We start from the raw sequence: 19,953 nt of genomic DNA, 5'->3' as shown, positions 1-19,953 counted from the left end.
GATCCCGGTCACGGATCCGATCCCGGTCACAGATTGATGGCGTACGCCTTCCGCAGCGTCTCGTGCACCGTCCACGTCGTGCGGTCGCCCTCGCGCAGGACGGCCATGTCCCCGGGCCCCACCGTCAGCGTCGGCCCGCCCTCGACCTCGACGGTCGCCGACCCGCTGATCACCACGAACAGTTCGTCCGCCTCGGTGTCGGTGACGACGCCCGGCGTGATCTGCCAGATGCCGCGGATCTGCTTCCCGTCCGCCGACTCCCAGACGACCTTCCCGGTCACCTCCGGAGTCCCGGACACGATCTGCTCCGGATCGAGGGGCTCGGGCTCGAGCTCGGCGTCGGGGATGTGCAGTACGAAGCTGTGGGTCATGGGGCGACCCTAACGACATCGTCCGACGGCCGGGCGTGGACACTGTGTGCGGTATCGGCCCAGGTGGGAGGACACATCGTCGCGGGGCCGCGAACTGGCGGACCGCCCCGGCCCGGGTGATCGTTGAGGGCATGGCGGACTCCACGACGGCCGTCCCCGAGCCACGGCGGCACGACACCCGCGAGGCCATCCTCTTCGGCGGCGTCTACGGCTCCGTACTGGCCTGCTCCATGGTCGCGGCGCTCACCCAGTACGGCCACACCTCCCAGGACAGCCGCCGCTACGACGCCGTCTGGCTGCTGGTGACCGCGCTCGCCTCCGCCCTCGCCCACGGCTACGCCCACTACATCGCCGAGCGCGCCCCGCACCGCCGCTGGGACGCCCTGCGTGTCCTCGCCGACGAGTGGCCGCTGGTCACGGCGGTGCTGCCGACCGTCGCGATCCTCGCGGGGGCGGGCTGGGGCTGGTGGCCGGCGAACGGCGTGGAGTATCCGGCGTTCACGCTGAACATCGTGCTGCTCTTCGCCCTGGGTCTGGTGACGGCGCGGTGGTCGCACCGCTCCTGGCCCGTCGCCGTACTGACCGGCCTGGTGGACGCGCTGCTCGGGGTGATCGTCGTCGTGGCGAACGCGATCATCAAGTGACGGCACCACGGACCCGCCGTCTGCCATAAAGTCTGCCGCGTGGGGACCGACATCGACGGAGCCATCGAAAGCCGTTCGGCCGACGGACGCTGGCAGACGCAGGCAGATCTGCTGGACTTCCGACCGCCGCGGGACTATGTCGCCTGGGACTGCCTGTTCGGCGTGCGCGGGACGGGAGACGTGGAGCGCCCGCTCTTCGCCGACCGCGGACTGCCGGACGACGTCTCGGATCCGGTACGGGAGACCGGCATCGGCGACCATCAGCACGACCACACGTACGTCAGTTGGGCCGAGGTCGCCGCGGCCGACTGGGACGCGCCGCTCGCCCCCCGACCCGCCTGGTACTGGGCGCACAGGTCGGATCCGGCCGGCGACCACCTCGTACGGGTGACTCCGGGCCTGCGCGAGGCCGCCGCAGGCACGTTCGGCGGGGACCTGCTCCTCGCACCGCCGGAGTGGCCGCCCGGCGCCGAGGTGCACCTGGACGGCGCGGTGTACCGGCCCGTGGTCCTCACGGCGCGGATGCTCGCCCCGCCGGACGAGGGATGCTGGGCACTGGTGTGGAACGCCATGCGGAACCTTGCGACCGGATACGGCGACGAGAACGTACGGCTCGTCGTCTGGTTCGGCTGACCACGGGTCCGGTCGACGAGCGCATCAGGGAACGGAGCCGAGATGACCACCGACGCCACCGACACGACGGTCACGGACGAGGCGGTGAACAGCCTGGACGGCACCGCCGACCCGCGGCTGCGCGAGCTGCTCACCGGCCTGATCCGCCACCTCCACGCCTTCGCGCGCGAGACGCGCCTGACGCAGGAGGAGTGGGAGCGGGCGGTCGGATTCCTGACGGCGACCGGGCAGACCTGCACGGACACGCGGCAGGAGTTCATCCTCCTGTCGGACGTGCTCGGCCTGTCGATGCTCGTCGAGACCATCAACGGTGACCGGGCCCCCGGCGCCACCGAGTCCACGGTCCTCGGCCCGTTCCACATGACCGAGTCCCCGGTCCGCGAACTCGGCGCGGACATCGACCTGGTGGGCGGCGGCGAGCCCTGCGTGGTCAGCGGCCGGGTCCTGTCCAGGGACGGAACTCCGCTGCCGGGCGCGGTGGTTGACGTCTGGCAGGCCGACGGGAACGGCTTCTACGACGTCCAGCGCCCGGACGTGCAGCCGCCGGGCAACGGCCGGGGACTGTTCACCGCGGACGCCGAGGGCCGCTTCCGGTTCCGCACCTGCGTGCCGAGCGCGTACCCGATCCCGACCGACGGCCCGGTCGGCGACCTCCTGCGCGCCACCGGCCGCCACCCCTACCGGCCCGCCCACATCCACTTCATCGCCTCGGCCGCCGGACACACCCCGGTGACCACGCACATCTTCGTCGCGGGCAGCGCATACCTCGACTCGGACGCGGTGTTCGCCGTCAAGCCGAGCCTGGTCCAGGACTTCACGGAGACCGACGACCCTTCCCTGGCACGGGAGTTCGGCCTTGCGAACCCGTTCCGCCACGCCCGCTTCGACCTCGTACTGGAGCGGTCGTGAACTACGACCTCGACTTCTCCTACGAGTCCCGGCCCGTGCGGGTCGTCTTCCGGCCCGGCGCCGCCACCACCGCGACGGCGGGCGAGGCCGCGAGGCTCGGCCTGCGGCGGCTGCTGGTGGTCTGCGGCAGCCACGGCGCGGACACCGCGCGGGCGGTCGCCGACTCGCTCGGCTCCGCCTGCGCGGGCCTGCACGACGGCGCCCGGATGCACGTCCCCGTCGAGGTCGCCGACCGGGCCGTCGAAGTGGCCCGTGCGGCGGGCGCCGACGGCTGCGTGGCCGTCGGCGGCGGTTCCTCGATCGGCCTCGGCAAGGCGCTCGCCCTGCGCACCGGCCTGCCGCTGATTGCGGTGCCCTCGACCTACTCCGGCTCGGAGATGACCCCGGTCTGGGGCCTGACCGAACACGGCGCCAAACGCACCGGCCGGGACTTTGTGGTCCTCCCGCGCAGCGTCGTCTACGACCCCGAACTCACCCTCTCCCTGCCCGTACCGCTCTCGGTCACCAGCGGCATCAACGCGATCGCCCACGCCGTCGAGGCGCTGTACGCCCCCGACACCTCGCCCCTGATCGCGTTGATGGCACAGGAGGGCCTACGGGCCATGGCGGGCGCCCTGCCCGCGGTGGCCACCGACCCGGACTCCCTTCAGGCCCGAGGACGCGCCCTGTACGGCGCCTGGCTGTGCGGTTCCTGCCTCGGCGCCACCACGATGGGCCTGCACCACAAGCTGTGCCACGTCCTGGGCGGCACCTTCGGCCTGCCGCACGCCGAGACCCACACGGTGGTCCTGCCGTACGCCCTCGCGTACAACGCGCCCGCTGCCCCGGACGCGGCCGCCGCCGTCGCCCGCGCCCTGGACGCGACCGACGCCCCGCGCGCCCTGCGAGACCTGGCCGAACGGCTCGGCGCCCCCCGCTCCCTCGCCGAACTCGGCCTGAAGGAAGCCGACTTGACGGTGGCAGCCGCTCAGGCCGCGGGCCAGGCGTACGCCAACCCCCGCACGGTGACGGAGGACGGGGCGCTCGCGGTGCTGCGGGCGGCGTACGAGGGTGGACCGCCTGAATTTCCCGCTGCCTGAAGACCTGCCGAACAAACGCCGGGCGGCCGCCGCCCGCCGGAGCGGGACGACGGCCGCCGGGGGGCGGTCGGCCGGGTACTACGCCTTTGCCGTGACGGCCTCGGGCTGCTCGTCCGGCTCGGCGGCCGCCGCTGGCGGGGCCTGCCGGCGCGGGATGAAGGAGGCGACGAGGAAGGCGAGCAGGGCGGCTCCGGCGCCGATGGCCATGACGACCTTGAAGCCGTTCTCCGAGGGCAGCGCGTGGCCGCCGAAGTCGGTGGTCATCTGGGCCAGGATGACGCCGGCGAGGGCGCTGGCGAAGCTGGTGCCCAGGGAGCGCATCAGGGTGTTGAGGCTGTTGGCGGCGCCGGTCTGGGACGGGTCGACCGCGCCCATGATCAGGGCGGGCAGCGCGCCGTAGGTGAAGCCGACACCGGCGCCGATGATGCAGGAGACCAGGATCAGGTGCCACACCTCGGACATCAGGACGATGTTCAGGGCGTAGCCGGCGGCCACGATCAGCGCGCCGATCATCAGGGTGACCTTCGGGCCCTTGGCCTTGGTGACGGCGGCGGACACGGCGGACATGGCCATCATGACCAGGCCCTGCGGGGCGAGCACCAGGCCGACCGTCAGCATGGACTTGCCCAGCCCGTAGCCGGTCTGCTCCGGCAGTTGCAGCAACTGCGGCAGCACCAGGGACATCGCGAACATCGAGAAGCCGAGCGAGACCGACGCCAGGTTGGTGAACAGCACCTGCGGCTTGGCGGTCGTACGCAGGTCGACCAGCGGCTGCTCGGCGCGCAGCTCCCACCGGCCCCAGGCCAGCAGGATCACGACGGCGGCGGCGCCCAGGCCGAGCGTCGTGCCACTGGTCCAGCCCCAGTCACCGCCCTTGGAGACGGTCAGCAGCAGGGAGACCAGACCGGCGGACAGACCGAGCGAACCCACCAGGTCGAAGCGGCCACCGGTGCGCACCTTGGACTCCGGCACGATCAGCAGCACCAGCACAAAGGCGACGGCACCCAGCGCGCCCGAGGCCCAGAACAGGAGGTGCCAGTCCCACTTGTCGGCGATGAACGCGGCCGTCGGCAGGCCCAGCGCACCGCCCACACCCAGCGAGGCGCTCATCAGCGCGGTGGACCCCGCCAGCCGGTCGGCCGGCAGCGCGTCCCGCATGATGCTGATGCCCAACGGCACCACGGCGGCCGCGAGGCCCTGCAGGGTGCGACCGATGATCATCGGTACGAGGGAGTCGGCGAGGGCGCACACGACGGAGCCGGAGACCAGCAGAACGATGCTGACCAGGAGCATGCGCCGCTTGCCGATCATGTCCCCGAGGCGGCCGACCACCGGAGTGGCCACCGCGGCCGCGAGGAGGGTGGCGGTGACGGCCCAGGCGGCGTTGGAGGCCGAGGCGTGCAACAGCGTGGGCAGCTCCGGGACGATCGGAATGACCAGGGTCTGCATCAGCGAGACGACGATTCCGGCCAGGGCCAGCACCGCCACCACGGCGTTCGGCTTCGGCGGGGCTGATGTCCCCGTGGCAGCGGGTCGGGCAAGTGCGTCGGACATGGCAGGGCCTCCAGGCCAGTGCTTGTTGCTTGACTTACGCAAGCATATGCAGGATTGATTGAGTTAAGCAAGTGGATGGTTGGCGCGCGGGTCCCGGTGTGACCAGGCCCACGCGGGGAGGGCGGCGGTTCAGCGGGCCGCGGATGCCTCGAGCCGGTCCGCCCCGAGCGGCAGCTCGGTGACGACTTCGAAGCCGCCGTGGTTCCGCGGGCCCGCACGGAAGCGCCCACCGGCCGAACGGGCCCGCTCGCGCATGCCCATCACGCCGTACCCGCCGCCCGGGGGAGCGAAGGGCGCAGGTGCGGCACCGCCCTCGTTGACGACCGTCACCGTCAGCCGGTCCCGGGAGTAGACCAGCCGCACCTCGGCCGCGCGGGTGGCGGCGTGTTTGGTGACGTTGGTCAGGGCCTCTTGCGCGATGCGGTACGCCGTGAGGTCCGTACCGGCGGACAGCGGTTCGGGCACGCCCTCGGTGATGACGGTGACTTCGAGCCCGACGCTCCGGAACGAGCCGGCCAGGTCGGGGAGTTGGGCGAGTCCCGGGGTGGGATCCAGGGGCCGTTCCGCGTCGGCCGTCTGACGCAACAGGCCTACGGTGGACTTGAGTTCGCGCAGCGCCGTGGCGGTGGTTCCGCTCAGGACGGAGGCGATCCGCAGGGCCTCCTCCGGCCGCCCCGGCAGCTGCTTGGCGACTGCGCCGGCCTGGATGTTGGCCAGCACGAGGTGATGGGCGACGACGTCGTGCAGGTCGCGGGCGATCCGCATCCGCTCCTCCGTGACCCGGCGCCGCACCTCCGCCTCCCGGGCGCATTCGGCGTCCAGATACGCGGCGCGCACCCGGGGCGCGGTGCCGAGGACGGTGGGCAGGAGCAACCAGGCAGCGGTGCCGACCGGCAGGACCGTGACCAGGCAGCCGAGCGCGATGGCGACCATGGCGCAGCTGACGATCACCATCACGGTGCTGCTGGGCCAACCGCCGGAGCGGCCTTGCAGTTTGTCGATCATGGATGTGGAGTTCCTGTCCGTGACGCAGTGGAGCGGGCCCGCACCCCTCCAGGGGCGCGGGGAACTGCGCGCCCAGCCACGACGACGCCGTGGCGGCCCGATAGGCCCACGCACAACCCGGCACCCCGGCGGAGCGCCTACGCGTCGAAGGTGACGACGACCTTCTCGGCCGCCCCCGGCGTCAGCGCCAACTCGAAGGCCCGGTCGGCCTCGGCGAAGGGCACGCGGTGGCTGATCAGCCGGGCGAAGCGCTCGTGGTGCTCCACGATCTCCGGTGTGACCTCGAAGATCTCGGTCGGATAGCCCTGCGAGGCGATCAGGGTCAGCTCGCTGCGCAGCATGCCGCCGAGATCGATGTCGGCGCCCTTCTTCTGTACGGCGACCATCACCAGCTTGGCGCCCCACTTGGCGGCGTCGACGGTGGCGTTGAACACGGCCGCGACACCGGCCGCGTCGATGTAGATGTCGGTCCCTGCGCGCGGCTGGCCCAGCGCGTTGGCCGCCTGACCGTGCAGTTCGGTCAGCCGGGCGGTGACGTCCTCGGTGGCCGAGTTGATGACCGCGTCCGCGCCGACCGCGAGCGCGGTCTCCAGGCGCTCGGGGATGACATCGGCGACGACCACGTGCTCCACGCCGCGCAGCTTGAGCCAGATGGTGGCGCCCAGACCGATGGGTCCGGCGCCGAAGACGACGACCTTGTCGGTGGGCTTCGCCTCCGAGCGGTTGACGCAGTGCCGGGCGACGGCCATCGGCTCGTTGAGGGAGGCGACGTCGAACGGCACGGTGTCGGGGAAGACGGCCACGGTTCTGCCGATCTCGGCGTCCTCCAGGAGCAGGTACTCGCTCATGCCGCCGTGTTCGCCGCCGCACCCGATGATCCCGGAGGGCACACCCTGCGGGTTGACCACCACGCGGTCGCCCGCCTTCAGGCCCGTGACCTCGGCACCCAACTCCACTATCTCGCCGGCCGGTTCGTGACCCAGCGGGATGGAACGCATCGACCCGTCGGCACCGGCGGGCATGCCGCCGATGTGCAGGAAGAAGGTGTCGGTGCCGCAGATGCCGCAGGCGCGGATCTTGATCAGCACGTCCTTCGGCCCCGGCACGGGACGCTCGACGTCCACCAGGTCGATGTGGTTCTGGGCGCCGGTCCGGACGGACTTCATCGTGGCCATCGGGAGACTCGCTTTCGTGGAGGTGCATCGCGACTGGTGTCTCCGGACTCGGGCGAGTCCGGACGGGAGGGACGGGGGAGCACGGTGACCGACCGGACGTGCGCGGTGTCACCGGGCCCGGCGCCGGAGGGGGGAGTCCCGGCGGCCGGACCCGGTGACGTGCGCCGTTCCCCGTCCCCACGGAGTCGGCGCGGCAGGGGCCGCCTTCGCTCGATGCGGCCCCGGTCCGGGTGCTGACCGGTTTCCTTGACTTAGGCAAGCACAGGTATGTTACTTAAGTCAAGCAATCATTTTTATATTGCTTAAGTCAGGCAAGCGGATCTACGGTGGATGTATGCCCGCGCAGCGATCCGCCTCAGCGTCCGTCCCGGCGAACGTCCCGACAGGGGCCTCGGCGAACGTCGGCGACATCGAGCGGGCGCTCACCCGTGTCACGTACCTGGCCGGCCGGGCCCGGCAGCACGAGCGTCTGATGGCTCTGGCCGGGCTGCCGCTGGACCGGGCCGCCGTCGCCATCCTGCGGCACATCGCCGAGAGTGAGCCGTTGCGCCCCGGCGTGCTCGCGGTCCGCCTGTCGGTGGAGGCCTCCCATGTCACCCGCCAGCTGCGCCAGTTGGAGTGCGATGGCTATGTGATCCGCATCGCCGACCCGGACGACCGCCGGGCCCAGCGCGTCCGCATCACCGACCTCGGACTGGCGGCGGTCGACCGCATCCGCGAGGCGAGTCGCCGGGGTCTGGAGATGGTCCTGGCCGGCTGGTCGGGGGAGGATCTGGAGCAACTCGCCGCGCTCTTCCATCGGTTGGTGGACGACTTCGTCGCGCACGCCGAGGATCCCGTGCGGATGCCGCCCGCTGTCTGACGGTGAGGGGATCGCTGCGCGGGCGGCAGGGGGCCTGGCGGCCCTGACGCGCTGTGTCCCCGCCGGTCGGATCGCCGGGGTGTGGCGTGTGCGGCTCGCATCGAGGCCGTACCTTCCAGTACGCGTACTCGTACGTGTTGCTGTTGCTTTCGCCTGTGGAGACGGGGGTCGCATTGATGCTGCTCGCGGCGCCGGAGTGTGCGAGCAATGCGGCGGACAAAATTGTTGACAATCTTGTCTGGCTAGATTTAGGTTCGACAGGCACTCAGTCAGGGAGGGCAACGATGCCGAAGGAAGCCCGTCCGAGCACCGGAGAGCAGGCCAAACAGCATGCGTTCGCGCAGCTGCGGCAGGCGATCCTGCACGGCGAGATGGCACCGGCGCAGCGGCTGGTGGAGAACGAGCTCGCCGAGCAGTTCGGTGTGACGCGGGCCAGCATCCGCGCGGCACTCATCGATCTGGAGGCCCAGGGCCTCGTCGAGCGGATCCGCAACCGCGGCTCGCGGGTGCGGGTGGTGACCGTGGAGGAGGCGGTCGCCATCACCGAGTGCCGCATGGTCCTCGAAGGGCTCTGCGCGGCGAAGGCTGCGGTCTCGGCCAGCGACGAGCAGCTCGCCGAGCTGACGGAGCTGGGCACGGCGATGACCAAGTCCGTGGCCGACGGTGAGCCGGTGACCTACTCCGAGCTCAACCAGGAGCTGCACGCCAAGGTCCGGGAGTTCTCCGGCCAGCAGACGGCCGTGGACCTGCTGGAGCGACTCAATGCCCAACTGGTGCGCCACCGCTTCCAGTTGGCGCTGCGGCCGGGACGACCGCAGCACTCCCTGAACGAGCATCTGGCGATGATCGAGGCGATCAGGGCCAGGGACCCGCAGGCGGCCGAGGAGGCCGTCCGCGCCCACCTCACCAGCGTGATCGAGGCGCTGCGCCACTGACGCGCGCTGCGGGCACGCGTGGGGGGCGGGCGCCACCTGTCCACCAAGGAGATTCGAGAATGACCCAGGCCAACGCGCCCGCCCAGCCACGATCGACACTCGTCGTCACCGCGCACGCCGGGGACTTCGTGTGGCGGGCGGGCGGCGCCATCGCCCTGGCCGCCTCCCGCGGGGAGAAGGTCACCGTCGCCTGTCTCACCTTCGGCGAGCGCGGCGAGTCCGCCAAGGCGTGGCGCGAGGGCAAGAAGCTGGACGAGATCAAGGCGATACGCCGGGACGAGGCCGAGCGCGCGGCGGCCACCCTCGGTGCCGAGGTCCGCTTCTTCGACGCCGGGGACTATCCGCTCGTCCCCACCGCCGAGTTGACCGACCAGCTCGTCGCCGTCTACCGCGACACCCAGCCCGACGTCGTGCTCACCCACCCGGTCGAGGACCCGTACAACGGCGACCACCCGGCCGCCAACCGCATGGCCCTGGAGGCCCGCATCCTCGCTCAGGCCATCGGCTACCCGGGCGAGGGCGACCTCATCGGCGCCCCGCCGGTCTTCTACTTCGAGCCGCACCAGCCCGAGATGAGCGGCTTCAAGCCCGAGGTCCTGCTCGACATCACCCAGGTGTGGGACACCAAGCGCAAGGCGATGGAGTGCCTCGGCGCCCAGCAGCACCTGTGGGCCTACTACTCCGACCTCGCCGTCCGCCGGGGCGTCCAGCTCAAGCGCAACGCCGGCCCCAATCTGGGCCTGGCGCACAACACCATGGCCGAGGCCTACATGCGGCCGTTCCCGCAGATCGCGAAGGAGCTGGCATGAGCGGCGTGATCGTCACCAACCCGCCGAAGGCCGACGCGAAGGACGTCGAGGCGCTGGCCGGCTTCGGTGTGGCGACGGTGAGCGAGGCGATGGGCCGAACGGGCCTGCTCGGCCCGGAGATCCGCCCCGTCCAGCAGGGCGTACGGGTCGCCGGGACCGCCGTCACCGTGCTCAGCTGGCCCGGCGACAACCTGATGATCCACGCCGCCGTGGAGCAGTGCGGCGAGGGCGACATCCTGGTCGTCACCACCACCTCGCCCTGCACGGACGGCCTGTTCGGCGAGCTGTTCGCGACCGCCCTCCAGCAGCGCGGCGTGCGCGGCGTCGTCCTCAGCACGGGCATCCGCGACACCCAGGAGCTGCGGGAGATGGGCTTCGCCGCCTGGTCCCGGGCGGTCTCCTCGCAGGGCACGGTGAAGGCAACCGGCGGTTCGGTCAACGTGCCGATCGCCGTCGACGGCCAGGTGATCCGCCCCGGCGACGTGATCCTCGCCGACGACGACGGTGTCGTGGTCGTCCCGCGTGAGCGCGCTCGCGAGACGGCCGAGAGGTCCGAGGCCCGCGAGGCGAAGGAGGCCGCCACCCGAGCCGCCTTCCTCGAAGGCCAACTCGGCCTGGACCGCTATGGGTTGAGGGAAACGCTCACTCGGCTCGGCGTCGAGTACCGGACGTACGAGGAGTACGCGGGGGAGCGGTCGTGACCGGCGTACCCGAGGGGGTGCCCTGTCTGCTGATGCGGGGCGGCACCTCCAAGGGTGCCTACTTCCTGGCCGACGACCTGCCCGCCGAACCGGCCCTGCGCGACGAGCTGTTGCTGCGCGTCATGGGCAGCCCCGACGAGCGGCAGATCGACGGCCTGGGCGGCGCGCACCCGCTCACCAGCAAGGTGGCCGTGGTCTCGCCCTCCGCCGACCCCCGCGCCGACGTCGACTACCTCTTTCTCCAAGTCGTGGTCGACCGGCCGGAGGTGAGCGGCCGTCAGAACTGCGGGAACATCCTTGCCGGTATCGGTCCGTTCGCCGTCGAGCGCGGGCTGGTGGCGGCGGGGCAGGAGGAGACCTCCGTCCGTATCCGCATGGTCAACACCGGCGACCACGCGACGGCGACCTTCCCCACCCCGGGCGGCCGCGTGGACTACACGGGAGACGCCGAGATCTCGGGCGTGCCGGGGGCGGCGGCGCCCGTGGTGATCGAGTTCCCGCCGAGCGAGAATCCGCTGCTGCCCACCGGCAACGTCCGGGACGACATCGACGGTGTGGCCGTGACCTGCGTGGACAACGGCATGCCGACGGTGCTCATCGAAGCATCGGCCCTGAAGATCACCGGCTACGAGGTGCCCAAGGACCTGGAGGCGGACCTGGCGCTCGCCGACCGGCTGCGCGAGATCCGCCTGGCAGCGGGCCGCCTGATGGGCCTCGGCGACGTCTCCGACACCACCGTGCCCAAGCTCACCCTGCTCGCCCCGCCCCGCGACGGCGGCGCGGTCACCACCCGTACGTTCATCCCTGTGCGCTGCCACACCTCGATCGGCGTGCTCGGCGCGGCAAGTGTGGCCGCCGGCCTGCGGATCGAAGGCAGCGTGGGCGCTGAGCTCGCGGAGATCGATGGCAGTGGTGACCGGGTCCGGATAGAACATCCCACGGGATTCCTGGACATCGAGAGCAGTCTCGCCACTGCCCCGGACGGCCTTCCCGCCGCCCGCCGCACGGCCGTGGTCCGCACGGCCCGCAAGATCTTCGACGGCACCGTGTTCCCCAGGTCGGCCGAGACGGCACCGATCCCCCCGCAATCCCAAGGAGGTCAACGATGACTCCGCCGCTCGGCGACATCGCCCACATCGGCCACGCCCAGCTCTTCACTCCCCAACTGGACGCCAGCGTCGCCTTTTTCACCGACTACCTCGGGCTCACGGTCAACGGCCAGGACGGCGACACCGTCTATCTGCGGACCTTCGACGACTACGAACACCACAGCCTGGTCCTCACCGCCCGCGAGCACCCCGGCCTCGGCCGGCTCGCCCTGCGCGCCTCCAGCGAGGAGGCACTGCATCGCCGTATCAAGGCGATCGAGGAGGCGGGCGGCAGCGGCAAGTGGGTCGAGGACGAACCCGGCCTCGGCAAGCTGTACTTGACGACCGACCCCGACGGCCACGAGCACGCCCTGTACTGGGAGAGCGAGCACTACCGGGCCCCCGACGAGCTGAAGCCGGCGCTGAAGAACCAGCCGCAGGCCAAGCCCAACCGGGGCGTGGGCGTGCGGCGCCTGGACCACATCAACTTCCTCGCGGCCGACGTGCTCGCCAGTGCCGAGTTCCAGGAACACGTCCTGGGAGCCCGCCCCACGGAGCAGATCCAGCTCAACTCCGGCCGGATCGCGGCGCGTTGGCTGACGTACACGAACAAGTCGTACGACGTCGTCTACACCGAGGACTGGACCGGCTCGACCGGCCGGCTGCACCACATCGCCTTCGCGACCGACACCCGCGAGGACATCCTGCGCGCAGCCGATCTCGCCATCGACACCGGCGTGTTCATCGAGACGGGCCCGCACAAGCACGCCATCCAGCAGACGTTCTTCCTCTACGTCTACGAGCCGGGCGGCAACCGCATCGAGCTGTGCAACCCGCTCACCCGCCTCGTCCTGGCGCCCGACTGGCCGCTGATCACCTGGACCGAGGAGGAGCGGAAGAAGGGCCAGGCCTGGGGCCTGAAGACCATCGAGTCCTTCCACACGCACGGGACGCCGCCGGTCGCGTAGGCCCGTTTTCCGGTGCGCAAGGCGCTGCGTCTGGACCGTTGATGAGATTGTTGACAAAAACGTTGACACCTTTGCCCTCGGGTCCTTAGCGTCTTGCGCACCACGGGTCCTCCGCACGAGCCGCGACGACCCTCCCCCAGCTCTCGGCTCCGCTCGAGCCGGGGGACCCCCACCACTTGATCCCCTCCAGGGTTCGTCTCCTGGCTGAGAGGAAAACAAAGATGTCCTCCTCCCCCTCGCTGTCCGCTCGCGGCAGCAGACTGGCCCTTCTGGTCGTCGGTCTGTGCTGGCTGGCGGTGCTCTTCGACGGTCTCGACATGTTCATCTACGGCTCGGTGCTGCCGCACCTGCTGGAGACGAAGACCTTCGGCCTCACCCCCGACCAGGCCGGCGACCTCGGCAGCTACGCCACCTTCGGCATGCTGGTCGGCGCCCTGACCGCGGGGACGGTCGCGGACCGGATCGGCCGCAAGAAGCTGATGGTCGTCTGCGTGACGGTCTTCTCGCTGGCCTCCGCGATATGCGCCGTGTCCGGCAGCGTGGAGGTCTTCGGCCTCGGCCGGACCCTGGCGGGCGTGGGCCTCGGCGGGCTGCTGCCCACCGCGATCAGCATGGTCTCCGACTACGCCCCGCGCGGCCGCGGCGCCATCATCATCGGCATGCTGATGACCGCGCACCACGCGGGCGGCATCCTCTCCGCGTACGTGGCCAAGTGGCTGGTGGATCCGGTCGGTTGGCGTGCCGCCTTCTGGGTCTGCGTCGTCCCGCTCGCCTTCGCTCCGGTGCTCGCCAGGTTCCTGCCCGAGTCGCTGAGCTTCCTGGTCGCCAAGGGGCGGGGCGAGGAGGCGCAGGCGCTCGCCGCCCGCTACGACGTCGAACTGCCCGCCGCGGCCGGCAAGAAGACCGCCGCCGACCGCTGGGACGCTCTGGTCGGCCTGTTCCGCGGCGGCGAGTGGACCCAGACCCTCCTGTACTGGCTGGCCTCCTTCGGCGGTCTGCTCCTGGTCTACGGCGTCGCCACCTGGCTGCCCACGCTGATGCGGACCGAGGGCTACGAACTCGCCAACGCCCTGACCTTCGTCGTGGTGTTCAACCTCGGAGGCATCGTGGGCATGCTGGTCGCGGGCCGTGCCGCCGACCGCTTCGGTGCCCCGCGCATCTCGGCGATCTGGTTCGCGCTGACCGCCGCCGGTGTCTACCTGCTGAGCGTCCACATGCCGATGGGCGTGACCACGCTGGTCGTCTTCCTCACCGGGGTCTTCCTCAACAGCGCCCAGACGATGATCTACGCGACGGTCTCGATCCGCTCCACCCCGGACAACCGCGCCACCGCCGTCGGCTGGACCTCCGGCATGGGCCGCTTCGGGGCCGTCTTCGGCCCGTGGCTCGGCGGCCAGCTGCTCGCCGCGGGCAACGGCGACTTCGGCTTCACCGCCTTCGCACTCGCCGGTCTGTCGTCCATGGTCTTCATCGGCATCGCGGCCCTGCGCAGCGCGAAGTCCGGCACGCCGAACACCAGCGACCGGGAACTGGCCACCGCCCACTGACCAGGACAACCAGGACCGGGTGCCGTGCTGTGCCCGGCCCGGGGGAGTGGACGGACGCCGGCCACCGCGCACGACGCGGGGCCGGCGTCCGGTGTGTGCGGGGGCCCGCGTCCCAGGACGGCGGCCGTAGCGGATGCGGGGGTCCGCGGGCGGCGTCACGCTCGGGGTATGAGTGAGGGTTGGGATGTGCGCCGGGTGGGGCCGGCTGAGGCCGCGCGTCGGGTGCTGATGATTCCCGGTGGGCTGTGCACGACCGAGTTCTACGCGGATGTGATGGCCGAACCTGCCCTGGCGGGGCTGGGGATGGTCGCGGTCACGATGCCCGGGTTCGGACGGACCACGGCGCCCGAGGACGTGAGCATGGAGAACTACGCCCGGCTGATGGCCCGCTTCGCCGCCGAGGCCGAGTGTGACGTGGTGGTCGGGCACAGTCTCGGCGCCAACGTGGCGATCGAGATGGCCGCCGCCGGCCTGTTCTCGGGGCCGCTGGTGCTGCTGTCGCCGACCTTCTCGCGTGGCGACGAGGCGAAGTTCCTCGCCGTGATGAACGCCCTGGGGCGGGTGCCCGGACTCGGCACCGCGGGCTGGACCGCCATGCTCAAGCTGCTGCCCAGGGCCATGAAACGCGAACTGCCGCCCCGGCGCGCCGAGGCGCTGGCGGCGGCGATGAGCGGCAACGACCCGGCGACCTGCCGGAGGATCGTACGGCGCTACTACGAGTATCTGGACCGCTTTCCCTCGCTGGTCCCGCGACTGTGCGAGGCCGCTGTCCCGGCCTGGGTCGTCCGCGGCGACCACGACGAGATCGGTCTGACGGACAGCGAGCGGCGGGGCCTGGAGGCCTGCCCGCACGTCTGGACGGTCACCGTGCCCGACGCGGGGCACGCCGTCCTGGTCGAGCAGCCCGCACGGGTCGCCGACGTCGTCGTGGACGCGATCACGGCGCCGCGCTGAACCTGGCCTTCCGTACGGCTGGGGGAAATCCCCCAGGTGAAGACGGAGGTCAACCACGTTCCGGGCACCGTGGGACGGGCCTAGCTTCGATGGCATGAGTGCAGCCCTACGTCGTACCGGCGGCGTCGGCCGGGCTGACCGGGGTGACGGTCGCGAAGTTCTTCCCGACCATGATCGCCGCCAACTCGCCGGCCGGCGCCGAACCGGTCGCCGGCTGCCGCTCGCCGTGGACGGGCTTCGCGGTGCTGTGCCTGTACGTGGCTGCCGTACTCGGCGTGGGCGGGCGGCTGCTCGCACGACGGGACGCGTAGCCGCCTCACGGCGGACGCACGGACGGGACACTGGAACCATGCAGGACACACCGACGGGAGCGCCGTCCCAGCCGCCGGCCGTCGGTGCCGCCCGCCTGCGGGTAGTGCTGGGTGCCCCGTTCGGTGGCCGTGCCCGGGCCGAGGCCGCGTACTGTCTGGTCGGCTTTCCGGTCGCCCTCGTCGGGTTCGTTCTCGTCCTCCTCCTGCTCGCCCTCGGTACCGGCCTCACCGCGTCCCTGCTCGGTGCCGTGCTCGGGCTGTTGCTCGTCGTCACCTCGACGGGACTCGCCCGTGCCTTCGCCGCCGTGCACCGTGGGCTGGCGGCAGGGCTGCTGGGGGAGCGGGTGCCGGCGCCGCCGCCGCTGAGGCCCGCGGGCAAGTTCTTCGCGCGGCTGGACGCGCGGCTGCGGGACGCCGCCGGATGGCGCTCGGTGGCGTACGTACTCGTCAAGCTGCCCGTCGCCGCCCTGGAGCTGTACGCCGTGGCGTGGTGGCTCACCGGCCTGGTCAATCTGTCCGCGCCGTTGCGCTGGGCCGCCTTCGGCCAGCGCCCGCACGACGGGATGGAGGGCATGCCGACCATCACCCCCGTCCCGGCCGGCGGCGGCGCCCCGCACAGCACCACCTTCGCCGGGACCTTCGTGGCCGCGGCGATCGGCGCGGCCACGCTGCTCGCGGCGCCGTGGGTCACCAGCGGCATCGTCGCCGTGGACCGCTGGCTGGTGCGCGCCCTGCTGGGCCCCGGCGAACTCGCCCAGCGCGTACGGAACTTGGAGGAGACTCGCGCCCTCGCCGTCGACGACTCCGCGGCCCTGCTGCGCCGCCTGGAGCGGGACCTGCACGACGGCGCGCAGGTACGGCTGGTCGCGCTGGCCATGAGCCTCGACATGGCGAAGGAGGGGCTGGGCGCGGACGGTGAGCCGATCGCCGACCCCGCGCGGTTGCGCCGGCTGCTCGAGACCGCCCACAGCAGCGCCACCGAAGCCCTCACCGAACTGCGCGACCTGGCCCGCGGCATCCACCCGCCCGTACTGGACGACGGCCTGCCCGACGCGCTCGCGACACTGGCGGCGCGCAGCACCGTACCCGTGGAGCTTGCCGTGGACATCCCGGAGCGGCCCACGCCGGCGATCGAGACCATCGCCTACTTCTGCGCGGCGGAGCTGATCACCAACGTCATCAAACACAGCGGCGCCCGCCGGGCGATCCTGCGCGTCACCCAGGAGGAGGACCTGCTGTGTCTGCGGGTGACGGACGACGGCCGGGGCGGCGCGACGCTCGGTGCGGGCAGTGGTCTCACGGGCCTGACGCAGCGGGTACGCACGGTCGACGGCACCCTGGACATCACCAGCCCGCAGGGCGGGCCGACCGCGGTCACGGTGGCGCTGCCGCTGCACGCGTGAGCGGCGGCCCGGGAGCGAGGACGTGGGAGCATGCGCCGTATGCGTGTCGTGATCGCCGAGGATGCCGCCGTGCTGCGGGAGTTGCTGGCACAGATGCTCACCGAGCGCGGCCACGAGGTGTGCGCGGCCGTAGGTGACGCCGACGCGCTGCGCGCGGCCGTGGCCGAGCACCGGCCGGACGTCGGCGTCGTCGACATCCGTATGCCTCCCACCCACACCGACGAGGGCCTGCACGCCGCCATCGACATCCGGCGGGAGCATCCCGGGACCGGCGTGCTGCTGTTCTCCCAGTACATCGAGACGAAGTACGCGACGAGACTCCTGGCCGAGGGCTCGGCCGGCGTCGGCTATCTGCTCAAGGACCGGGTCGCGAACGTGGCCGAGTTCACCGACGCCCTGGCCCGGGTGGCGGCCGGCGGAACGGCCCTCGACCCCGAGGTCGTCACCCAGCTCGCCGGTGCCGGCCGCCGTGTCGAGGACCTCGAATCGCTGACGGCACGCGAGCGCGAGGTGCTCGCGCTGATGGCGGAGGGCAGGACGAACGCCGCGATCGCGCAGACGCTGGTGGTGTCGGCCGGCACGGTGGAGAAGCATGTGGCGGCGATCTTCGGCAAGTTGGGCCTTCCGGCGTCGGAGGACGCCAACCGTCGGGTGCTGGCGGTGCTGCGCTACCTCGGGGCGGGAGCAGAGGGCTTCTGACCAGTGGAAACGGTGAGCTGCTCCTAGACTTGAAGGGGGAGTGCGGAAGGCGGTGGCGTTCCATGCAGTACGTAGCGGTGAGTGCGCTGAGCCATCCTGGGCTGCTTCGCGAACGGAACGAGGACAGCCTCGTCGTCGGACCGTGGACGCTGTGCGCCAGCGTGACCGAGAGTCCTCAGACGCTGGTCTTCCCGCTCGGGACGCCCCTGGTGGTCGCCGTCGCCGACGGGCTCGGCGGGCAACCCGGCGGCGATGTGGCCAGCGCCCTGGTCGCCCGTCGGATCGCGTCGATCGGCCTCGCCCTGGACAGCGAGGCCACCGTCCGTGCCGTCCTGAACAACTGCAACCGTGCCGTGTACCAGGCCGCCGGCGCAGCGGACGGAAGCGAGTTCGCCGCCATGGGGACAACGGTGGCCGGCGTCGTCGTACAGCCCGGCTCGCTGCTGGTGCTCAACGTGGGTGACAGCCGGGTCTACGCCGCCTCCCGCGACGGGCTGCGCCAGGTGAGCGTCGACGACAGTCCCCCGCTCGAACCCGGGCAGCGCACCACGTCCCTGGTCACCCAGTGCCTGGGCGGCACCCCCACCTACCGCGCCGTCCGACCCCATGTGGCGGCGGCGCCCCTGTCGCCCGGCGACCGCTACCTCGTCTGCACGGACGGTCTGACCGACCCGCTGACGACGGAGGTGATCGAGGAGCTGCTGCGCGAGTACGACGACGGCCGGGCGGCCTTCGAGCTGTGGAAGGCCGCGATCGAGGCAGGCGGTCCCGACAACATCACGTTGGCGGTCGTACGCGTCGCAGAGGAATAGGGACGCGGCGCGCACCATGCACACCCCCGGCAGTCGCGAGCCCTCTTGACATGTCCGCGGCGGGCTAGCACTCTCACCGAGATCCGTTGATTGGTTCAGAGGTTCAACCAGCCGGCCGGGAGCCGACATGGCCGCACACGAGCACGTTGTCAGCGCCGAGGCTATGCACCGGCAGCGCCGCCGCGCCGTGGTCGCCAGCACGGTGGGCACCGCGATCGAGTGGTACGACTTCTTCCTCTACGGCACCGCCGCCGCGCTGGTCTTTCCCCATGTGTTCTTCCCCGGCGCGGACCCGTACACCGGAGCGATCGCCTCGTTCGGCACCCAGTTCGTCGGCTTCGCGGCCCGTCCGCTGGGGGCCGCGATCTTCGGGCACGTCGGAGACCGGGTCGGCCGCAAGTCCACCCTCGTGACGACCCTCGTCCTGATGGGGGTCAGCACCTTCCTCATCGGCGTACTGCCGGGCCACGCCTCCATCGGCATTGCCGCACCCGTACTGCTGGTTGTGCTGCGGGTCGTCCAGGGGATCGGCGTCGGAGGAGAGTGGGGCGGCTCCGTCCTGCTGTCCATGGAATGGGGTTCCGAGCGCCGCCGAGGGCTGATGGCCAGCTGGCCGCAGCTCGGTGTGCCGCTGGGTCTCCTCGCCTCGACCGGCATGGTCAAGCTGATGAACGGGGTGTCCGGCGACGGCTTCGACAGCTGGGGCTGGCGGATTCCCTTCCTCGCCAGTGTGGTGCTGATCGGCATCGGGCTCTATGTGCGGCTGCGGGTGCTGGAGAGCCCGGCCTTCACCGAGGTCAAGCAGGAGCGCGTGCTGGAGCGCCGGCCGGTCTTGAGCGTGCTGCGCCACCAGCCGCGCGCGGTGCTGACCTCTGCCTTCGTCCGGATGTCGGAGCAGGCGCCCTTCTACCTCTTCATCACCTTCGTGCTCACCTACGGCACGGAGGAGCTCGACCTCCCCAGGGGCGACCTGCTCAACTACACGCTCGTCGCGGCAGCCGTCGGGCTGATCAGCGTCCCGCTCTTCGGCCACCTCTCCGACCGGTTCGGCCGACGGCTGGTCTACGGCATCGGCATCTGCTGCACCGGGCTGTTCGCGTTCCCGTACTTCGGCCTGCTCAACACCGGCAGCTCCGGGCTCGTCCTGCTCGCGATCGTGCTCTCGCTGGTCTTCCACGACATCCAGTACGGTCCCCAGGCCGCGCTGATCGCCGAGGGATTCGGGACGAACGTCCGCTACAGCGGTGCCGGGCTCGGGTATCAGCTCGCCTCGGTCATCGCGGGCGGACCGGCGCCGCTCATCGCCGCGGCGATCCTCGAGCACACCGGTTCCAGCACCGGGATCAGCTGGTACATCGTCGGCTGCTCGGTCGTCGCCATGGCCGCGCTGCTGCTCATGCCACGCCCGGCGCCCGTGGTCACGGCTCCGCAGCGGCCGGTTCCCGCGAGCACCGACGCCGCCTCCTCCCCGGGAGAGCCCTGACCGGACAGGGG

21 protein-coding genes are annotated in these 19,953 nt (G+C 71.4%); 17 read left to right on the top strand and 4 right to left on the bottom strand.

What is annotated here, in order from left to right; genetic code table 11:
* Positions 1-26: 26 nt before the first annotated feature.
* Positions 27-371 carry a cupin domain-containing protein gene (locus OG303_RS09305; protein ID WP_405866709.1) on the bottom strand — a complete coding sequence of 115 codons (345 nt, stop codon included), beginning with the start codon at positions 369-371 and terminating at the stop codon, positions 27-29.
* Between the two features lie 131 nt (positions 372-502).
* Here OG303_RS09305 and OG303_RS09300 point away from each other — a divergent pair, with 131 nt between their 5' ends.
* Genes OG303_RS09300 through OG303_RS09285 form a run of 4 tightly spaced genes read left to right on the top strand, consistent with a single transcriptional unit; the run spans position 503 to position 3,636 of the window.
* The gene (locus OG303_RS09300; protein ID WP_405866707.1) at positions 503-1,015 is read left to right on the top strand and encodes a hypothetical protein; all 513 of its coding nucleotides are present in this window, start codon (positions 503-505) and stop codon (positions 1,013-1,015) included.
* Positions 1,016-1,054: 39 nt separating this feature from the next.
* Positions 1,055-1,648, top strand: a complete 594-nt coding sequence (locus OG303_RS09295) for a hypothetical protein (protein ID WP_405866705.1) — start codon at positions 1,055-1,057, stop codon at positions 1,646-1,648.
* Positions 1,649-1,690: 42 nt separating this feature from the next.
* Positions 1,691-2,557 carry an intradiol ring-cleavage dioxygenase gene (locus OG303_RS09290; RefSeq protein ID WP_405866703.1) on the top strand — a complete coding sequence of 289 codons (867 nt, stop codon included), beginning with the start codon at positions 1,691-1,693 and terminating at the stop codon, positions 2,555-2,557.
* Entirely contained in the window at positions 2,554-3,636 is a 1,083-nt protein-coding gene (locus OG303_RS09285) for a maleylacetate reductase (protein WP_405866701.1), read from the top strand. The genes OG303_RS09290 and OG303_RS09285 overlap by 4 nt, the downstream gene beginning before the upstream one ends.
* 78 nt (positions 3,637-3,714) lie before the next feature.
* On the opposite strand, the gene OG303_RS09280 is transcribed toward OG303_RS09285, so the two are convergent.
* The 3 genes from OG303_RS09280 to OG303_RS09270 all read right to left on the bottom strand — a co-directional run bounded on the left by OG303_RS09280 (position 3,715) and on the right by OG303_RS09270 (position 7,370).
* On the bottom strand, positions 3,715-5,190 hold the full coding sequence (locus OG303_RS09280) for an MFS transporter (RefSeq protein ID WP_405866699.1): 1,476 nt from the start codon (positions 5,188-5,190) through the stop codon (positions 3,715-3,717).
* Between the two features lie 129 nt (positions 5,191-5,319).
* Positions 5,320-6,195 (bottom strand): sensor histidine kinase, encoded by an 876-nt coding sequence (locus tag OG303_RS09275; RefSeq protein ID WP_405866697.1) that lies wholly within the window; start codon positions 6,193-6,195, stop codon positions 5,320-5,322.
* A 137-nt stretch (positions 6,196-6,332) separates the two neighbouring features.
* On the bottom strand, positions 6,333-7,370 hold the full coding sequence (locus tag OG303_RS09270) for a zinc-binding dehydrogenase (RefSeq protein WP_405866695.1): 1,038 nt from the start codon (positions 7,368-7,370) through the stop codon (positions 6,333-6,335).
* Positions 7,371-7,704: 334 nt separating this feature from the next.
* Between OG303_RS09270 and OG303_RS09265 the strand changes: the two genes are divergently transcribed.
* The 13 genes from OG303_RS09265 to OG303_RS09205 all read left to right on the top strand — a co-directional run bounded on the left by OG303_RS09265 (position 7,705) and on the right by OG303_RS09205 (position 19,942).
* Positions 7,705-8,232 (top strand): MarR family winged helix-turn-helix transcriptional regulator, encoded by a 528-nt coding sequence (locus OG303_RS09265; RefSeq protein WP_405866693.1) that lies wholly within the window; start codon positions 7,705-7,707, stop codon positions 8,230-8,232.
* Between the two features lie 284 nt (positions 8,233-8,516).
* A complete protein-coding gene (locus OG303_RS09260) occupies positions 8,517-9,167 on the top strand; it encodes a GntR family transcriptional regulator (RefSeq protein ID WP_405866691.1) in 651 nt (216 codons plus the stop codon).
* Positions 9,168-9,226: 59 nt separating this feature from the next.
* Positions 9,227-9,976 carry a PIG-L deacetylase family protein gene (locus OG303_RS09255; RefSeq protein WP_405866689.1) on the top strand — a complete coding sequence of 250 codons (750 nt, stop codon included), beginning with the start codon at positions 9,227-9,229 and terminating at the stop codon, positions 9,974-9,976.
* The gene (locus tag OG303_RS09250; protein ID WP_405866687.1) at positions 9,973-10,677 is read left to right on the top strand and encodes a 4-carboxy-4-hydroxy-2-oxoadipate aldolase/oxaloacetate decarboxylase; all 705 of its coding nucleotides are present in this window, start codon (positions 9,973-9,975) and stop codon (positions 10,675-10,677) included. The genes OG303_RS09255 and OG303_RS09250 overlap by 4 nt, the downstream gene beginning before the upstream one ends.
* Positions 10,674-11,786 (top strand): 4-oxalomesaconate tautomerase, encoded by a 1,113-nt coding sequence (locus OG303_RS09245; RefSeq protein ID WP_405866685.1) that lies wholly within the window; start codon positions 10,674-10,676, stop codon positions 11,784-11,786. The genes OG303_RS09250 and OG303_RS09245 overlap by 4 nt, the downstream gene beginning before the upstream one ends.
* Positions 11,783-12,733, top strand: a complete 951-nt coding sequence (locus tag OG303_RS09240; protein WP_405866683.1) for a catechol 2,3-dioxygenase — start codon at positions 11,783-11,785, stop codon at positions 12,731-12,733. Before OG303_RS09245 ends, OG303_RS09240 begins: the two co-directional genes overlap by 4 nt.
* A gap of 221 nt (positions 12,734-12,954) precedes the next feature.
* Positions 12,955-14,280 carry an MFS transporter gene (locus OG303_RS09235; RefSeq protein WP_405866681.1) on the top strand — a complete coding sequence of 442 codons (1,326 nt, stop codon included), beginning with the start codon at positions 12,955-12,957 and terminating at the stop codon, positions 14,278-14,280.
* A 168-nt stretch (positions 14,281-14,448) separates the two neighbouring features.
* Entirely contained in the window at positions 14,449-15,234 is a 786-nt protein-coding gene (locus OG303_RS09230) for an alpha/beta fold hydrolase (RefSeq protein ID WP_405866679.1), read from the top strand.
* A gap of 98 nt (positions 15,235-15,332) precedes the next feature.
* Positions 15,333-15,545, top strand: a complete 213-nt coding sequence (locus OG303_RS09225) for a hypothetical protein (protein WP_405866677.1) — start codon at positions 15,333-15,335, stop codon at positions 15,543-15,545.
* A 38-nt stretch (positions 15,546-15,583) separates the two neighbouring features.
* Complete coding sequence (locus OG303_RS09220) at positions 15,584-16,948, top strand: sensor histidine kinase (protein WP_405866675.1); 1,365 nt, start codon at positions 15,584-15,586, stop codon at positions 16,946-16,948.
* Between the two features lie 39 nt (positions 16,949-16,987).
* On the top strand, positions 16,988-17,647 hold the full coding sequence (locus tag OG303_RS09215; RefSeq protein WP_405877149.1) for a LuxR C-terminal-related transcriptional regulator: 660 nt from the start codon (positions 16,988-16,990) through the stop codon (positions 17,645-17,647).
* A gap of 62 nt (positions 17,648-17,709) precedes the next feature.
* A complete protein-coding gene (locus OG303_RS09210; protein WP_405866673.1) occupies positions 17,710-18,459 on the top strand; it encodes a PP2C family protein-serine/threonine phosphatase in 750 nt (249 codons plus the stop codon).
* Between the two features lie 127 nt (positions 18,460-18,586).
* Complete coding sequence (locus OG303_RS09205; protein WP_405866671.1) at positions 18,587-19,942, top strand: MFS transporter; 1,356 nt, start codon at positions 18,587-18,589, stop codon at positions 19,940-19,942.
* The last annotated feature ends 11 nt before the right edge of the window (positions 19,943-19,953 follow it).

Source organism: Streptomyces sp. NBC_00005 (assembly GCF_045160215.1).
Classification (GTDB): domain Bacteria; phylum Actinomycetota; class Actinomycetes; order Streptomycetales; family Streptomycetaceae; genus Streptomyces.
This window is presented reverse-complemented; position numbering and strand designations above follow the sequence as displayed.

Bases quoted from the DNA above. Each gene is read 5' to 3' on its own strand.
- OG303_RS09305 (WP_405866709.1), bottom strand. From the start codon at position 371: ATGACCCACAGCTTCGTACTGCACATCCCCGACGCCGAGCTCGAGCCC.
- OG303_RS09300 (WP_405866707.1), top strand. From the start codon at position 503: ATGGCGGACTCCACGACGGCCGTCCCCGAGCCACGGCGGCACGACACC.
- OG303_RS09290 (WP_405866703.1), top strand. From the start codon at position 1,691: ATGACCACCGACGCCACCGACACGACGGTCACGGACGAGGCGGTGAAC.
- OG303_RS09280 (WP_405866699.1), bottom strand. From the start codon at position 5,190: ATGTCCGACGCACTTGCCCGACCCGCTGCCACGGGGACATCAGCCCCG.
- OG303_RS09275 (WP_405866697.1), bottom strand. From the start codon at position 6,195: ATGATCGACAAACTGCAAGGCCGCTCCGGCGGTTGGCCCAGCAGCACC.
- OG303_RS09270 (WP_405866695.1), bottom strand. From the start codon at position 7,370: ATGGCCACGATGAAGTCCGTCCGGACCGGCGCCCAGAACCACATCGAC.
- OG303_RS09265 (WP_405866693.1), top strand. From the start codon at position 7,705: ATGCCCGCGCAGCGATCCGCCTCAGCGTCCGTCCCGGCGAACGTCCCG.
- OG303_RS09260 (WP_405866691.1), top strand. From the start codon at position 8,517: ATGCCGAAGGAAGCCCGTCCGAGCACCGGAGAGCAGGCCAAACAGCAT.
- OG303_RS09255 (WP_405866689.1), top strand. From the start codon at position 9,227: ATGACCCAGGCCAACGCGCCCGCCCAGCCACGATCGACACTCGTCGTC.
- OG303_RS09250 (WP_405866687.1), top strand. From the start codon at position 9,973: ATGAGCGGCGTGATCGTCACCAACCCGCCGAAGGCCGACGCGAAGGAC.
- OG303_RS09240 (WP_405866683.1), top strand. From the start codon at position 11,783: ATGACTCCGCCGCTCGGCGACATCGCCCACATCGGCCACGCCCAGCTC.
- OG303_RS09235 (WP_405866681.1), top strand. From the start codon at position 12,955: ATGTCCTCCTCCCCCTCGCTGTCCGCTCGCGGCAGCAGACTGGCCCTT.
- OG303_RS09230 (WP_405866679.1), top strand. From the start codon at position 14,449: ATGAGTGAGGGTTGGGATGTGCGCCGGGTGGGGCCGGCTGAGGCCGCG.
- OG303_RS09220 (WP_405866675.1), top strand. From the start codon at position 15,584: ATGCAGGACACACCGACGGGAGCGCCGTCCCAGCCGCCGGCCGTCGGT.
- OG303_RS09215 (WP_405877149.1), top strand. From the start codon at position 16,988: ATGCGTGTCGTGATCGCCGAGGATGCCGCCGTGCTGCGGGAGTTGCTG.
- OG303_RS09210 (WP_405866673.1), top strand. From the start codon at position 17,710: ATGCAGTACGTAGCGGTGAGTGCGCTGAGCCATCCTGGGCTGCTTCGC.
- OG303_RS09205 (WP_405866671.1), top strand. From the start codon at position 18,587: ATGGCCGCACACGAGCACGTTGTCAGCGCCGAGGCTATGCACCGGCAG.